Origin of the sequence: Lysinibacillus sp. CNPSo 3705, assembly GCF_028674935.1 — a bacterium.
Lineage (GTDB): Bacteria > Bacillota > Bacilli > Bacillales_A > Planococcaceae > Lysinibacillus.
This window is the reverse complement of sequence record NZ_JAQZSD010000006.1, coordinates 1-13,107: the sequence shown is the minus strand read 5'-3', so window position 1 is coordinate 13,107 and position 13,107 is coordinate 1. Positions and strand designations below refer to the sequence as shown.

Genomic DNA, 13,107 nt, shown 5'->3' with positions numbered 1-13,107 from the left:
GCTACGCTTTCGCGCAGATAAACAATGCTTCTGAAATCGGCTTTGTGCTTGCACAAACGATTCCGTGACATCCGCCGGAGGCTTTAACTTCTTTCAGCGGGCGTTTGAATACTCGCTGAAAAATCCGCATTCATCCACCACTTATAGAGGTGAAGACTTCTGTACCTGACGCTTCGTTTTTGCTACAAAAAACAATTGCTGAAAGAAGTTAAAAACGATTGATGAACAAATCGAAGCAGTACACCCAAAGCAAGATAATGATGATTCCTACTCCAAATACCGCATAGAGTGAACCTTTTAAATTTTCATCTGACTTTTTTTTATTTGCCATTTTTGCTCCTCCTACGCTTTTATTGTGTCTTTCTAATTGCCATGATATATAAATAAATTTCTTTTAGATGTGAAAAAAATCACATATATTGCCGAAATATGTGAAAAAAATGTGAAGAATTGAGGGTGGAATAAAAAATAGCTAACTCAATAGTCATTGAGATAGCCACTTATTGGTTAAAATTAGAGGAATTATTATTAAAATATCTTTATTTTCAAGAAAATTTACTAATTGTATTTTGGACTTAAGCCTAATGGGGTATCCACTGTTAATTATAGAGAATGACAAAGTGTGTTCATAAATGTTTAATGAATTGGCATAGGATATATCATTTGGAATAGTTTGATATTCTAGTACTCTATTCTCCTTCAATTGTTAAAAGAACTGTCAGCGGACCAACACTTGGAATTGTAACAGGGAGTATAAATGCCTTTTCAAAGCCGTATAACTTCGTGTTGCCAACCATCACTGTTGGCGGTGTGATATCAATTTCTAAGCTTTCTTGTCCTACAGTAGTGCATAAATTTCCAGCAATCATATTTCCGAATTCCCCTGTAAAGGATTCCAACATTTCTCCTTCAAGAGGCATACCAAACATTATATTGCCGATACCACTAAAAATTTCAGGAGAGGAATCAATGATTACACGGCCCTTTAAATCTCCTATTAAACCGATTAAAACACCCATTTCCTGTTGTTGAAATGGTTCAGAAATAATACTAGGTGTTTTCACCTCTATATCCATAGGAAGGATCGATTTTAAAGCGTGAATTGTCCCGTTTAAAATAGTTTGAAAGTACTTCGAATTACTCATTTTTACCGCATCCTTTTTCCGACTTTTCTACATCTTACCATGTTAAATGGGTAAGATGAAAGTATGTCTTGACGAATTAATGGGAAATTTATATTATATTAATGAGAATGATTTTCAAAATCAATAAATGAACGTTAAGTCTTTTCGAATACAAATATTTATTTATTAAAAGGAGCGGTTAGCGATGACATTCGTATTTATTGGAGCGGCAGTGGTTATCTATATTGGAGTGGGAAAACACGTTATGAAACAGGCGACTGCACATTTGAAGTAAGAGGATATCAATTAAGACAATTATTATATAGGTAGAGCATGGTCTAAGTAATTTTGAGATCATGCTTTTTTTATTGATCTTTCATAACAAGGGGGAGTTGTTTGTTTTTTCTGAAATATATTGTAAATGGAAGTCGCTTTTTGTAGAATTAAAAAAATTAGTTATATGGTGCAATGTGGGTCATTGATGAATACAATCGTTATTTAGGTTACAGAATTCGCACTAGAAATAACAATAATAAAAAAGGATGGGCAATCAAGCGACGTCCTATAGAAATTAAGGTGAAGATAACATGACAAAAATATTGTTAACAGGGTTTGTACCATTTCTTGAGTATAAAATTAATCCAACAATGCAAATTGTAGAAAACTTACATGGAGAAATGATGGATGGCTATGAAATTATAGGACGCATTTTGTCAGTAGATTTTCAGCAATCTGCTCAGCAGCTAAAACAATATATTGCTGAGATAAAGCCAGAAATCATTATTTCATTAGGCTTAGCTGGAGGACGTTTTAAAATAACACCTGAGCGCATAGCGATTAATATTAAAGATGGCGAAGCGGATAATAATGGTTATACACCAACAGATGAGAGCATTTATGATGGCGGTGAAGACGCGTATATAACGAATTTACCTATTAGAAATATGGTGAATCGATTATGCAAAGAGGGGTATCCAGCGGAAATATCAAATACGGCGGGTACCTATTTATGCAACAATATTATGTATGAAGGGCTAGTTTACGCAAAGCAACATAAAGGAGTCCGCGCTGGATTTATTCATATTCCTGCGTCATTTGATTTGGCGATTCAGCATGGAAAAATCCCGGGATGGAATATTCAAGATTTAATAACGTCTATTAGGCTCTGTATCGAGGAGACAATTCGTGCAACAAATGATTGACTTTCTTATTAGTGATTCTATTTCAATCAAATGCATAGATTCAATCAGGCTTGTACATGTCATAAGTGATGTCAGTATAGCAAAAGGAAATTAAAATTGCTATTGCTGCGGAGTGAACTGGATTATCAAAATGAACATAATGGATGCTCTTAAATTTTTTAAAGCATCCATTATTGTCATTATATGAAGTTTATTTTAGATTCGTATAACAACCCATTTCTTTCTCTTCCTAATTTCCCCAAGCTGATTAAAGTGTAGTCACTAATTCAACAGCCTCAACAATAATTGGTGTTCCTGCTGGTAAAGTGCCTGTAACAGTTTGGAATGTTACTTCTGTTGCAGAAACTGAATAGGAACCACCCTCCTGAAGCACCCCATTTATATATAAATTATAGTACCCGTTTGTTACGATTGGGAAAGTAGTCGCAGCAGAACCGCTATCATTTAAAAAGGTAGTAGCTGCAACCGTTGTACCATCAGAGATCGTTAAAGGTGTAGCTAAAACATTGAAAAATCTAGTCGAAGTACCTGTAACATTGACATGAATATTAATAATAGAAAGTGCCACTTATTTTCACCCCCTTTCAGGTTTGTTTCTTACATTGCAGTAAATCCTAATGATTCTATGATGATTGGAGTTCCTTTATAAATTGTCGATTTATCTGGACTTAAGGTTAATGAGGTTGGGATTATAGTATAAATGCCACCTTCCTGCATTACGGCATTAATATAAAGATTAACGTAACCATTCGGATTAAAAATCTTAAATTCAGTTGCTAGGTTTCCATCATCATCCCAAAATTGGCTAGCAGGTAGAGTCGCCCCATTCGTTAAATGAATATCTGATGTAGCAATAAAGAAATATCTATTTACTGTTGGAATGATAGTTCCAATAGGTTTAATAACCGGGGGAGGCTCTACCGAAGGAATGGTACTAGCTTTTATTCGAGGCCAAATAAACCGATCTTCACACCCACATTTACATTCTTGCTCGATTTTACCGTGACCCCTATAATTCACCATTTTTTTATCACCTCATTTAATTGTTTGTCCCTCATTTCGTTTTGTAGTTATAATTTCCACTGCATTTAGAAATTTTAGTATAGCAATCGCATAATATCTCTTTTTAATTTTCCTTACCTTAAAATATGGAGAAAATTATTATTTACTGAGTTGTGCAACCATTGTGGAATAGAAACTAGTAGTTTAATAAATGGCCTACCTTTGTTAGAGACTCTGGAGCGAAGCGGCTTATCGGACGCCCCCAAGAAGGTTTGCTCGGTAGCAACAACAACAATGGTTTACCTGCGAAAGTGCAGCGACAACAACAATGTATTACCTGTGCGAAAGCGAGCGACAATAACAATGATTTACTTATGCGAAAGCGAGCGACAGCAACAATGGTTTACCTGTGCGAAAGTGCAGCGACAGCAACAATGGTTTACCTGTGCGAAAGTGCAGCGACAGCAACAATGTATTACCTGCGCGAAAGCGAAGCGACAGCAACAATGTTTTACCTGTGCGAAAGCGAAGCGACAGCAACAATGTTTTACCTGTGCGAAAGCGAAGCGACAGCAACAAAGCGCCCAGTTGGAACGGAAATCAACCACACCTTTTGAGAGTGAACCTGAATAATGCATTTTTTTGATTAAACAGGACGATATGGATGAATATGGCGTCTGAAACCTTTATATATATGCTTTTCAAAGTAAATTAGTGTTATACTTTGCTTGTCGAATAAGGTAGAATACTAATTATGACTATCTTCATTCTGAAAAATACCACCTCTGAAGTGGTAAGATGAATGCGGATATTGTTACTTTCTAAACATTACTGTAATAGAGGAACTCAGTCTAAGAACGTCACGTCCTATAGCAATGACTGAGTGACCAACATCGTGTTGTTGCCGTTGCGTTAGCACTTGCTTTCTCCTGCGGATGTCATGGATTTTTAAAGGAATGAAATTGTGCATTGTTGATCGGCGCGACAGCGGCAATTACGCCAAGGCGAAATTGATTAATATGAATAAAGGGGTTACTGGTTTTATGAATGATTTTGAACAACAGTTGGAGGCGCTATTAAAGCAAGCTTCGTTACAATACATAATTTATCAGCATAATGGTGATACAGAGCGTATGGATAAGACATCACTTTTTGCGCGTAAAATACAGCAAAAAGAATATGTTATCGGCTTTGCTGGCCATTTCTCTGCTGGTAAGTCTAGTATGATTAACGCGCTATCAGGTGAAGATTTACTTGCGTCAAGTCCTATTCCAACGAGTGCCAATATCGTCAAAGTCCATAAATCAGATGAAGACTTTGCGATTGTCTATATGCACAATGAAAAACCTGTAAAATTTGAAGCGGGTTATGATTTTAAAACAGTGAAAGAGCTTAGTAAAAATGGGGACCTAGTTTCTCAAATTGAAATTGGTCATAGTACATCGACATTACCGTTAGGCGTCACAGTGATGGATACGCCAGGTGTCGACTCGACAGATGATGCACACCGTATGTCAACAGAGTCAGCGCTTCATATTGCTGATATCGTATTTTATACAATGGACTACAATCACGTGCAATCAGAATTGAATTTTCAATTTACAAAGCAATTAATGAAGTACAATCCAAACGTTTATTTAATCGTAAATATGATTGATAAGCATAATGAAAATGAATTAAGCTTCGAGGAATTTAAAGCAACTGTTCACAATTCCTTTGCAGCTTGGGGAGTAGTTCCTAAAGGTGTATTTTTCACTTCATTAAGAGAGCCTGAGCACCCTTATAACGATTTTAAAGCTGTTAAAAAAATTGTTATGGATAGTATGAATGATTGGCAGGATCAACTTGTACAGACAGCATCAAATACACTGCGTTTATTACAAAGTGAACATGACACTTATTTATCAGAAGAAAGAGAAGATCGTTTAGACATCGATGAAGATGTATTAAGTGCCGATGACTGGGCAAACCATAAAGATATTTTAGAGCAGTACAATAAGCTAAATCGTCAAGTTGAATTGTTCTCGTTTGAGGCATGGAATGAAACGTTCGAGGACCAGCGTAAAGAACTTCTTACAAATGCTGCCATTATGCCGGCTGATTTACGCGATAAATTACGTCTATATTTAGAGAGTCAGCAAGAGGGTTTCAAGGTAGGAGGCTTATTTACTGCTAAGAAAAAAACTGAGGAAGAGCGTAACCGCCGCAAAGAGGATGCCTATAGTGCCTATCAAAATGTTGTGCATGCACAAATTACTGGACATTTAAAAGGGCTAATGAAAAAGGTTTTAAAGGATGTTAGTGCATTAAATGAAGAACGTGCTACCGCTATTGATGCCTATGCCTTTGAATTGCCATTCTCCCTTATTGAGCAACAGGTACAAGTTGGTGCTCTATTAACTGGAGATGCCGTTCTAAACTTCGCAAACCGTGTAGCAGAGGCAACAAAACGCTACTTCATCCAGGAAACAGATAATTGGAAGGATGCACAAGCGACAATTTTAGAAGCAGTGGCTACTGAAATAGCTGCACCATCTAAATTAAAAATGGCTGGGATGCAAGCGAAAGTTGATGCTATTCAGGCAGTGCTTGAAATCGAGGGTTATCAACAATATAGTGCGAGTATTATGCATCAGGCAAGCAATGAAATACGTCAGCTAGCAAATCAACAACTTACAAAATGGAATCAAGCCTTTAAACAAGATTTAGCAGATATTCGATTGTTTGATGAATCGATGTTAAAGCCAAAAGAGGAAGCGTTACAACAGGAAGAGGCACAGCAAGCAGTAAGTGCAACAAGCCTACCTATTGAGGGTGTAGTGAAGCGTGCACTTCATACGGCAAACTCGGTAAAGGATGTACAAGGCTTTGCGGAAGTAGCAACTTACTTAGAAAATAAAGTAGAACGATTACAGAAAAAAGATTTCACAATCGCGCTTTTCGGTGCATTTAGTGCAGGGAAATCTTCATTCTCTAATGCGTTAATGGGTGCTAAAGTTTTACCAGTATCACCAAACCCAACTACAGCGGCTATTAATAAAATTCGTCCTGTGACACCAGAGCATCCGCATGAAACAGCCGATGTACTGTTAAAAACAGCTGACCAAATGCTAGAGGATATTCAAGCTTCATATGCAGCAGTTGGTTTATCAGTTTCTTCTTTAGAAGAGGCATTTACTCGTGCAGATGAAGGGCTTGCGGTACAGCTATCGGACGAACGCTTAAATGTGCATAAATCATTTATTCGTGCATATAAAGAAGGATTCCCAACATTTAAGTCTGAGCTTGGAAAAGTATTACGTGTTAACCGTGAAGAGTTCGAAAAATTTGTTGCGCAGGAAAATAAATCATGCTTTGTCGATAATATTGATTTCTATTATGATAGTCCGTTAACACGCATGGGTGTCACACTCGTTGACACACCAGGAGCAGATTCTATTAATGCGCGTCATACAGGAGTTGCGTTTGAATATATTCGTAATGCTGATGCAATCTTGTTTATTACTTATTATAATCATGCTTTTGCTAAAGCTGACCGTGAGTTTTTAATTCAGCTAGGACGTGTGAAGGATGCCTTCGAACTTGATAAGATGTTCTTTATTGTTAACGCGATTGATTTAGCGACAACAGAAGAAGAGCAGGAAGATGTAAAAGGCTATGTACGTTCAGAGCTACAACGCTTTGGCATTCGCTTCCCTCGACTTTACGGTGTATCAAGCTTATTAGCATTGAAGGAAAAAGTAGAGGGTGCTGATTTAACATCAGGTATGCTACCTTTCGAAGATGCCTTCCACACATTCTTAAATGATGAATTAAGTGCATTGGCTGTTCAGGCACTTGCAGAGGAAGTTGATAAAACGGAGCAACGTTTAGGTGATTTAATTGCGCAGACTGAAGAGAACTTAAAGCGTAAGGATGAGCGTTTAGAGGAATTAACAACTCTTGAACAGCATATAACTTCGAAGTTTAATTCACTTAATACAAGTATGTTAGAAAGTGAAACGAAGCAAGAACTTGATGAATTGTTATATTATGTTCTTCAGCGTGTGTATTATCGTTACCCAGAGTTCTTTAAGGAAGGCTACAATCCTTCAACATTTGCAGCAATGCCAGCTCAGCAAGCATTAGAGCATGCTTTAAAAGAAGTCATGCAAAGTTTACGCTTTGACTTTACACAAGAAATGCGAGTAACAAACTTCCGTTTATCACAGTTTATTAATAAGAAGATGCAATTACGCTTTAAAGATGAAGTACGTGAGCTGAAAGAATTAAACCGTAGCTTCTCGTTCCTAGCGTTTGAATCTTCCGAGCCAGATTTACTTGATTTTGAAGGACCATTTACAGATATCGCAAAATATTCGGGTGTTAAATCACACTTCCGCAATCAAAAGGCATTCTTTGAGAAGAATGAAAAAGTGAAGCTAAGTGAGGCGCTTGAAATATTAACAAAACCAGATGCACAAAACTATTTAGATTCACAGAAAGTATCCCTTATGACATGGGCTATTACCTATATTGCTGAGGAGGCAGAGCAATTACGTCTGCATATTTACCATCAGGCACTTGAACAAATTGCAACAGAAAGACTTGCACTTCAAGAAGAAAGTCGTTTAGCTTCTTGGAAAGCTATTTACGAACAATTACAATACGCATGAGGTGATTCGTTTGGGAAAAGTATTCAAATCAGTTGAGGAAATTCAGTTAGATGAAGTCCGTTTCGTAGATGCTCGCTTTGATTTACAAAACAAAGAGGCGGGGAATAAACTGTTTGAAGAGGGACACGCACCAGGAGCGATTTATATCGATCTAGAGCAGGATCTATCAGATATGGGGTCTAACAATGGCCGCCATCCTATGCCAAATAAAGAAAAGCTATCGGCATTATTTCAGGGATTAGGATTACATTATGAAGATCAAATTGTCGTTTACGATCAAGGCGCTGCACCATTTGCACCACGTGCCTGGTGGATGCTGACATATGCGGGCTTTCCAAATGTAGTGATTGTAAATGGTGGTGCACCTGCACTCGAGGAAAAAATATCTTTTACAAAAGACATTATAAAATACCCACCGTCTACGATTGAATTTGTTTGGCGAGATGAACTGTATGCTCCACGTGAAGCAGTAAAAGCCATTGTCGATGGAGAAGTCAAAGCAACGTTGCTTGATGCACGTGCAGCAGCTCGCTACCGTGGTGACGTAGAGCCTCTTGATATGGTGGCTGGGCATATACCAACGGCAAAAAACTTTGACTGGGAACAATTAAAATCAGATGGTCGTCTACAAGCGAATGATGAGTTACGCAGCAAGGTTTCTCAAGACGAGCACGTTGTTGTGTATTGCGGCAGCGGTGTTACAGCATCGCCATTGTATGCAGTACTAGCAGATGAAGGATATGAAAATATTCAACTGTATGTAGGTAGCTTTAGCGACTGGATTACACAATATGATGTAGAAAAAGGAACTAATGAATAAATGATTGAGGAAGAAACGCTCACTTTTGTGGGCGTTTTTTGTTTTTATTGGAGTGGAAAGGGGAGTAAGGGCGGAGCGACGGAAAGAAAAGAAAGGCAAGAGCGACGGAAAGAAAAGAAAGGCAAGAGCGACGGAAAGAAGAGCCGAGGTGACGGAACGAAAGGCAAGAGCAGCGGAAAGAAGAGCTGAGGTGACGGTTAGAAATCAGAGCGACGAGAAAGAAAAGCTGAAGCGACGGAAAGAAAGGCAAGAGCGACGGAAAGAAAAGCTGAAGCGACGGATAGAAAGGTAGGAGCGGCGGAAAGAAGAGCCGAGGTGACGGATAGAAATCAGAGTGACGGAAAGAAAAGCTGAAGCGACGGATAGAAAGGTAGGAGCGGCGGAAAGAAGAGCCGAGGTGACGGATAGAAAGGTAAGAGCGACGGAAAGAAGAGCCGAGGTGACGGATAGAAATCAGAGCGACGGAAAGAAAAGCCGAAGCGACGGAAAGAAAGGTAAGAGCGACGGAAAGAAGAGCCAAGGTGACGGATAGAAATCAGAGTGACGGAAAGAAAAGCTGAAGCGGCGGAAAGAAGAGCCGAGGTGACGGATAGAAATCCAAAGTCGTGGATAGCCCCCCAAAACGTGGATAGCCCCCCAAAACGTGGATAGAATCGTCAAAATGATGGATAGCCCCGCCCAAAACGTGGATAGAATTGTCAAAATGATGGATAGTCCCACCAAAACGTGGATAGACCCGTCAGAGCGATGGAAAGAAAAGTCGAAGCGACGATAGAAAGGCAAGAGCGACGGATAGAAATCCAAAAACGTGGATAGTCCCACCAAAAAGTGGATAGAATCGTCAAAAACGTGGATAGTCCCGCTCAAATCGTGGATAGAAATGTCAAAAACGTGGATAGCCCCCCAATCGTGGATAGAATCGTCAAAATCGTGGATAGCCCCGTCAGAGCGAGTAATAACAATACGAGTTGTGATGTATTCATAAAATGACTGGCTATTCATTTTATGCTACACTCTTTTTACAAAGGGGGAAAAGGATGATTAAACGAGAGAAAAGTATTGAGATTCAACAAAATCGTGATGTGCAATGTGCTCACGGTAAAGTGGCAGTTCATGGGATAGGAATGAGTGTTTATAGTTTTTTTGTGGATGGTTTACTAATTGATACAGGCTCATATTCACTTTCACAGGAGTTCCAATCCTTTTTTAACGAAATACCGATTGAACAATTGGCGCTCACACATTCTCATGAGGATCACTCAGGAAATGCAGCATGGATTCAGCAACATAAGGGTGTACCTATCTATGTTCATCGTGATTCGGTGGGCCTTTGTGCACAGGATGGCGAGTATCCTTTTTATCGGCAGGCATTATGGGGTGAGCGACCAGCGTTTATTGCACAACCGTTAGGCAATACATTACAAACGAAATCAGCTACATGGGATGTAATCGAAACACCAGGACATACGACAGATCATGTATCATTTTATAATCGAGAAACAGGTGCTATGTTTACAGGTGATCTGTATATACAGACGAAAACTAAGGTTGTCCTTGATGAAGAAAATATCGTACATACCTTGGCGTCATTGAAGAAAATATTAAACTATGATTTTGAAGAAGTTTATTGCTGTCATGCAGGCTTTTTAGCGGATGGTCGGGTGAGAATACAAGAAAAAATTGCTTATTTAGAAGAAATGGAGCACAATATAAAGCAATTATTTGATAAAGGTTATTCGGTAGAAGAAATAACAAAATCAATCTTTTCTCGTGATTACCCGATTACCAAAGTATCGGAAGAACAGTGGTCTTCCAAGCATATTATTACTGCTTTTATAAATAAGTTTACGCAAGAGTCCTTAAAATAAGGGCTCTTTTTTTGGCTTTGAAATCGAGTGATTCATACTTGAGGATGAATCATAAAAAACTTTGTGAAAAAATGTGAAGAAAATGTGACGGAACTAGCTGGAATAATGGATACGCTTACATTAGTTTGTGAAAAATTTCTCATTTACACAAGAAAAATACTATGTGAAAAGTTGAACAGGCTTAGTGGCGGTATTTGTACATTTTTTACAAAGCTGATTGATGTAAATGTTATATTAAAATAATTGATTGTGAACTTGATAACAAGGCGTGAAATGAGTGGAGCTAATAATAAATGGCGTTATTTAGAAGGAAAATTAAAATTAACAGAAAATTCGTTGACTTTATTTTCACAAAGTATTATGATTCTGGAATATATAATAATTCGAAAAGAAAAGGATGGGATTGAATGGATATTATGAAAAAGGCTTTAGAAATGCATGAGTATTATAGTGGGAAATTAGAGGTGATTTCGAAAGTACCTGTGCAAGATTCATATGATTTAAGTCTCGCATATTCGCCAGGGGTAGCTGCGCCTTGTGTAGAGATCGAAAGAAATCCATCGCTTGTTTACGACTATACAATGAAAGGGAATATGGTAGCGGTTGTTTCAGATGGTACGGCGGTGTTAGGGTTAGGGGATATTGGTCCGAAGGCAGCATTACCAGTAATGGAGGGGAAGGCTATTTTATTAAAGCGTTTTGCCAATGTTGATGCTTTTCCTATTTGTTTAGATACGAAAAATACGGATGAAATCGTCAGCATTGTGAAGGCGCTTGCTCCCACTTTTGGTGCTGTAAATTTAGAAGATATTTCAGCGCCAAGATGCTTTGAAATTGAAGATCGTCTGCGCCAAGAATGTGATATTCCTGTGTTCCATGATGATCAGCATGGAACGGCGATTGTAGTAGGTGCAGGGATGGTTAATGCTAATCGTATTGTGAAGAAAGATGTGGCAACGATGAAGGTTGTCATTAATGGTGCAGGAGCAGCCGGTATTGCTATTTTGCGTATTCTTGTGCAAATGGGTTATAAAAATATTTATATGTGCGATACAAAAGGCCTCATTTATGAAGGTCGCGCAGAAGGTATGAATCCAATTAAAGAAACAGTGGCCCATTTAACAAATCCTGAAAAAATACATGGAACATTGGAAGATGCCATTAAAGGTGCTGATGTCTTTATCGGCGTATCGGTTGCTAATTTATTAACAGAAGCACATATTGCTTCAATGAATGATGATCCAGTCGTGTTTGCACTAGCAAATCCAAATCCTGAAATTACGTATGAAAATGCGAAAGCATGGGGTGTACGTATTATGGGGACAGGACGCTCCGATTATCCAAATCAAATTAACAACGTGCTTGCTTTCCCTGGTATTTTCCGTGGGGCATTGGATGTTCGAGCAACAGATATTAATGAGGCTATGAAAATAGCTGCAGTGGAAGCGATAGCCGCTCTTGTAAGTGATGAGCAATTAACGGAGGAATATATTGTACCTAAATCATTAGATGAGCGGGTGGTTGAAATTGTTTCCCAAGCTGTAAGTGGAGCAGCTGTGGAGTCTGGTGTGTCAGAGCTATTCCAACAAAATACAGTGCTTTCTGTTTAACGTGAAAAAATCTCCCACTCTCATTGAGAGAGGGGAGATTTTTTACGTTCCGGCTAAAATGCCGATAGCTGCAAAGAGAACAATTATCAGAATAATAAGGACAATGAGAAGAATGCCTGGAATATAGAGTGTAAAGAAGGCCCTCCAATTGGTTATTTGGTGTGCCTCTGCAATAATTCCTACTGTAATAATAAGGTTCCAAATTGCAACCACAATCGATAATAAAATTGCAATCCAAATAACCCAAGGGTAAGGCCCGGCGAAGTCAGGATCCATTAAAGACTCAGGTGATGTAAATAACCAAATTAAATAAAAAGGAATAAGTACTATAGATGGAATAGCAGTTAAACTTAACCCTTTGAATAAGTGTGAGTATGTACCTGTTCCTTTAAAAAGTTTACCGAACAGCCAAGCGATTAGTGCAAGAAAAGCTGTACCGATTATTCCTGAAATCGGTGCTGCAATAACACAAAATAGTAAGATAAGCCAAGGAGAAAAGTCTATCACGGATATTTTATCAATAAGGTCTGAAAGTGTAACACCAATATAACCAATTGACAAAAGAAGAAGAGCAAAACCAATTGATTTTTCTTCTATCATGTAACGGGTTGTTTGCTTTGGGTGTAACCAAATAGACAAAAATGGATTAACCTTTTTCCTTTCTTGTGATCTTTCATTAAAGTCATCCATTAAATTACCTCCAAAATAATAGTATAAATGCATGATGCGTATAATTAGTATACGAGTGATTCGATGAAAAGTTTCGAAAAAACATTTTAGACAAAAAGAGCCGCAAGAAAGCGACTCTTTTTGATTACTCGTATAT

The 13,107-nt window shown here is 38.2% G+C and carries 13 protein-coding genes; 7 read left to right on the top strand and 6 right to left on the bottom strand.

Going from position 1 to position 13,107, the window contains the following annotated elements; genetic code table 11:
- Positions 1–208: 208 nt before the first annotated feature.
- Together PVA17_RS03615 and PVA17_RS03610 are read right to left on the bottom strand one after the other, a co-directional pair.
- Positions 209–331: a hypothetical protein gene (locus PVA17_RS03615; RefSeq protein WP_255505077.1), complete on the bottom strand. Its 123-nt coding sequence runs from the start codon at positions 329–331 to the stop codon at positions 209–211.
- 358 nt (positions 332–689) lie between these two features.
- The gene (locus tag PVA17_RS03610; protein ID WP_132359005.1) at positions 690–1,145 is read right to left on the bottom strand and encodes a chemotaxis protein CheX; all 456 of its coding nucleotides are present in this window, start codon (positions 1,143–1,145) and stop codon (positions 690–692) included.
- A gap of 566 nt (positions 1,146–1,711) precedes the next feature.
- On the opposite strand from PVA17_RS03610, the gene PVA17_RS03605 reads away from it, so the two are divergent.
- Entirely contained in the window at positions 1,712–2,326 is a 615-nt protein-coding gene (locus PVA17_RS03605; protein ID WP_248718539.1) for a pyroglutamyl-peptidase I, read from the top strand.
- Between the two features lie 247 nt (positions 2,327–2,573).
- On the opposite strand, the gene PVA17_RS03600 is transcribed toward PVA17_RS03605, so the two are convergent.
- Complete coding sequence (locus tag PVA17_RS03600; protein ID WP_274066910.1) at positions 2,574–2,894, bottom strand: DUF4183 domain-containing protein; 321 nt, start codon at positions 2,892–2,894, stop codon at positions 2,574–2,576.
- A 29-nt stretch (positions 2,895–2,923) separates the two neighbouring features.
- A complete protein-coding gene (locus PVA17_RS03595) occupies positions 2,924–3,349 on the bottom strand; it encodes a DUF4183 domain-containing protein (protein ID WP_132358996.1) in 426 nt (141 codons plus the stop codon).
- Positions 3,350–3,691: 342 nt separating this feature from the next.
- Here PVA17_RS03595 and PVA17_RS03590 point away from each other — a divergent pair, with 342 nt between their 5' ends.
- The 4 genes from PVA17_RS03590 (at position 3,692) to PVA17_RS03575 (ending at position 9,095) form a co-directional block, all read left to right on the top strand.
- On the top strand, positions 3,692–3,961 hold the full coding sequence (locus PVA17_RS03590) for a hypothetical protein (RefSeq protein WP_274066909.1): 270 nt from the start codon (positions 3,692–3,694) through the stop codon (positions 3,959–3,961).
- A 410-nt stretch (positions 3,962–4,371) separates the two neighbouring features.
- A complete protein-coding gene (locus tag PVA17_RS03585; RefSeq protein ID WP_274066908.1) occupies positions 4,372–7,983 on the top strand; it encodes a dynamin family protein in 3,612 nt (1,203 codons plus the stop codon).
- A gap of 10 nt (positions 7,984–7,993) precedes the next feature.
- A complete protein-coding gene (locus PVA17_RS03580) occupies positions 7,994–8,803 on the top strand; it encodes a sulfurtransferase (RefSeq protein ID WP_274066907.1) in 810 nt (269 codons plus the stop codon).
- A gap of 25 nt (positions 8,804–8,828) precedes the next feature.
- Complete coding sequence (locus PVA17_RS03575; RefSeq protein ID WP_274066906.1) at positions 8,829–9,095, top strand: hypothetical protein; 267 nt, start codon at positions 8,829–8,831, stop codon at positions 9,093–9,095.
- Between the two features lie 161 nt (positions 9,096–9,256).
- On the opposite strand, the gene PVA17_RS03570 is transcribed toward PVA17_RS03575, so the two are convergent.
- Positions 9,257–9,805, bottom strand: a complete 549-nt coding sequence (locus PVA17_RS03570; protein ID WP_274066905.1) for a hypothetical protein — start codon at positions 9,803–9,805, stop codon at positions 9,257–9,259.
- A 35-nt stretch (positions 9,806–9,840) separates the two neighbouring features.
- Here PVA17_RS03570 and PVA17_RS03565 point away from each other — a divergent pair, with 35 nt between their 5' ends.
- Entirely contained in the window at positions 9,841–10,671 is an 831-nt protein-coding gene (locus PVA17_RS03565) for an MBL fold metallo-hydrolase (protein ID WP_274066904.1), read from the top strand.
- Positions 10,672–11,078: 407 nt separating this feature from the next.
- A complete protein-coding gene (locus PVA17_RS03560; protein ID WP_274066903.1) occupies positions 11,079–12,281 on the top strand; it encodes an NAD(P)-dependent malic enzyme in 1,203 nt (400 codons plus the stop codon).
- Positions 12,282–12,323: 42 nt separating this feature from the next.
- Here the strand turns inward: PVA17_RS03560 and PVA17_RS03555 are convergent, their stop codons facing one another.
- Positions 12,324–12,971 (bottom strand): Yip1 family protein, encoded by a 648-nt coding sequence (locus PVA17_RS03555; RefSeq protein WP_132358978.1) that lies wholly within the window; start codon positions 12,969–12,971, stop codon positions 12,324–12,326.
- Positions 12,972–13,107 lie beyond the last annotated feature (136 nt).

Coding starts and splice junctions, on each gene's coding strand:
- PVA17_RS03615 (WP_255505077.1), bottom strand. CDS start 331: ATGGCAAATAAAAAAAAGTCAGATGAAAATTTAAAAGGTTCACTCTAT.
- PVA17_RS03610 (WP_132359005.1), bottom strand. CDS start 1,145: ATGAGTAATTCGAAGTACTTTCAAACTATTTTAAACGGGACAATTCAC.
- PVA17_RS03605 (WP_248718539.1), top strand. CDS start 1,712: ATGACAAAAATATTGTTAACAGGGTTTGTACCATTTCTTGAGTATAAA.
- PVA17_RS03595 (WP_132358996.1), bottom strand. CDS start 3,349: ATGGTGAATTATAGGGGTCACGGTAAAATCGAGCAAGAATGTAAATGT.
- PVA17_RS03590 (WP_274066909.1), top strand. CDS start 3,692: ATGATTTACTTATGCGAAAGCGAGCGACAGCAACAATGGTTTACCTGT.
- PVA17_RS03585 (WP_274066908.1), top strand. CDS start 4,372: ATGAATGATTTTGAACAACAGTTGGAGGCGCTATTAAAGCAAGCTTCG.
- PVA17_RS03570 (WP_274066905.1), bottom strand. CDS start 9,805: ATGAATAGCCAGTCATTTTATGAATACATCACAACTCGTATTGTTATT.
- PVA17_RS03565 (WP_274066904.1), top strand. CDS start 9,841: ATGATTAAACGAGAGAAAAGTATTGAGATTCAACAAAATCGTGATGTG.
- PVA17_RS03560 (WP_274066903.1), top strand. CDS start 11,079: ATGGATATTATGAAAAAGGCTTTAGAAATGCATGAGTATTATAGTGGG.
- PVA17_RS03555 (WP_132358978.1), bottom strand. CDS start 12,971: ATGGATGACTTTAATGAAAGATCACAAGAAAGGAAAAAGGTTAATCCA.